The organism is Rhizobium sp. SEMIA 4085, from assembly GCF_013004495.1.
Classification (GTDB): domain Bacteria; phylum Pseudomonadota; class Alphaproteobacteria; order Rhizobiales; family Rhizobiaceae; genus Rhizobium; species Rhizobium gallicum.
Map to the genome: position 1 here is coordinate 1 of NZ_JABEPH010000577.1, position 2,363 is coordinate 2,363.

Annotated in this window: 1 protein-coding gene and 1 pseudogene; both read left to right on the forward strand. The window is 62.8% G+C overall.

The window, feature by feature from the left end; all coding sequences use genetic code 11:
• A partial coding sequence (locus C9413_RS31175; protein WP_170251415.1) for an ABC transporter permease occupies nucleotides 1-2,141 on the forward strand: 2,141 nt, incomplete at its 5' end.
• Nucleotides 2,131-2,363 (forward strand): annotated as a pseudogene (locus C9413_RS32915) (iron ABC transporter permease); the annotation flags it as partial. The gene C9413_RS31175 and the pseudogene C9413_RS32915, both read left to right, overlap by 11 nt.

A 2,363-nucleotide genomic window follows, 5' to 3' on the forward strand; every position in this document is an offset into this window, starting at 1 on the left:
AAGGCGCCCGTGCGTTCGGAAATGGCCGTGTGCGGTTTAGCGGGGGTGATCCGTTGACGAGGCCAGCGCAAGCGCAGGGCTTTAAGCCCGGAGAAAGGGATGGCCTGGCTGGCTTCATGGTGGATCCGGGTACCCTCGTGGTTTCCAAGGCGACCGCCTTGAGGCTTGAGGGGCAGACGCAGATGCAGGTCGAGGTGTCGCCGGACCTGCCGGACGGAGCCGCGCTCACCGATATCGCCGTCGCCGAGCAGGTTCTTGAAAAACACGGTGAGTTGAGCCGTCTCGTCGTTGCGCCGGAACAGCGGCCGAATCTGCCTTCGCTTGACACTCTCGCACCCGAGGTCGCATTAAAGCCACCCGGCGACCGGCCGGATGTCGCCCAGCTCACCGACAGCTTCCACCTCAACCTCACGGCATTCGGTTTCCTCGCGTTTGCCGTCGGTCTGTTCATCGTCTATGCGACGATCGGCCTGGCGTTCGAGCAGCGCAGAGCGACCTTTCGGACCTTGCGCTCTCTCGGGCTTTCCATGTCGTCCCTGAACCTCCTGCTGATGACCGAGCTTCTGGCGCTGGCCTTCCTTTCGGGGCTTATCGGCGTCGTGATCGGGTATTTCGTGGCCTCCCTGTTGCTCCCCGGTGTGGCGGTAACGCTTCAGGGGCTGTATGGAGCGAGCGTCCCGGGTACACTGACCATCCGGCCGGAATGGTGGGCAACCGGGCTGGGAATAGCGATCGGCGGAACGATCGTGTCGTCGGCACAAAGCCTTTGGCGGGTCGGGCGCATGCCGTTGCTGGCTGCAGCGCAACCTCGTGCCTGGGCCCGTGCGACGGCAATCGGTATCCGACTGCAGCTTTTGAGCGGGTTGGCTCTGCTGATCACATCGGCCACTTTGGCGAGTGTCGGACACGGGCTGATCGCAGGCTTTGCGGTCCTGGCGTGCCTCTTGCTCGGAGCGGCCCTGATGCTGCCGGGCATGCTGTCGGCGTTTCTTGCCATCATGCAGAGAAACTCGTCACGCGTGCTCGTCACGTGGTTCTGGGCCGATACGCGGCAACAGCTGCCCGGGCTTAGCCTGGCCCTGATGGCACTGCTGCTGGCGCTCGCCGCCAATGTCGGTGTCGGCACGATGGTCTCCAGCTTCCGCCTGACTTTCATCGGCTGGCTCGACCAACGGCTGGCGGCGGAGCTTTACGTCACCGCGCGAGAAGAGAACGAAGCTATGCGCCTGCGGACATGGCTGCTGGACCAGTCGATGTCGGTTCTTCCCATCTGGAGCGTCGAAGGTGAGGTGCTCGGAGAGAGGCTGCAGATCTTCGGCGCGGCAGCCGGCGATCCGACCTATCGCAACAACTGGCCGCTCCTGTCGGGCACGATCAATGTCTGGGACGAGGTCGCCGCAGGGCAAGGGGCGCTCATCAACGAGCAGCTCTGGCGTCGCAAGGGGCTCGCAATTGGCGATAGCCTGGTCTTGCCCGGCGAATGGAAACTCCCGGTCGTTGGGGTCTATTCCGACTATGGCAATCCAAAAGGCCAGGTCATCGTCGGTGTCGAAGCCCTGACGGCACATTACACTGACGTTCCAAAGCTGAGGTATGGCGTGCGTGTTCCGCCTGCCGACGCCCCGGTGCTGAAGGAACGCTTGACGACCGAATTCGGTCTGCCTTCCGAAAACATCATCGACCAGGCCTCCCTGAAACGGCAATCTCAGGCGGTCTTCGACCAGACGTTTGCCGTGACCGGAATGCTCAATCTCTTCACCCTCGGCGTTGCAGGTTTTGCGATGTTCTCCAGCCTGCTGACCTTGTCGGGCATTCGGCTGCCGCAGCTCGCACCTGTCTGGGCGATGGGAATCAGGCGGCGCGATCTTGCCTTGCTCGAAGTGCTGCGGACTCTGGCGTTGTGGCTTGCGACTTTCGTTGCCGCGGTCCCTGTCGGCCTTGCGCTTGCCTGGGTGCTGCTGTCGATTGTCAATGTCGAGGCGTTCGGCTGGCGGCTGCCGTTGCGGATGTTTCCGATGGACTGGCTCGTCCTGGGGCTGGTGGCGCTGGCTGCGGCGATCCTGTCTGTCTTTATTCCACTCCGACGGCTGGCGACGGTCGCGCCATCGGATTTGCTGAGGGTGTTTGCCAATGAACGCTAGAGGTCTTCTGGTCGTCCTTGTTTCCGTAGCCACGGCAATCTCCGTTCCTGCCGCCGCTATTTCGCAAGGGTTTGCCGGACTGGGCTCGACCGCCGAGGGCTTCGCTGTTCCACGCCCCGGCATACAACTCCGCTTTCCGGCAGATCACGGCCCCCATCCTGAATTCCGCATCGAATGGTGGTACATCACTGCAAACCTTGCGAGTGAGGAGGGGCCGCAGTA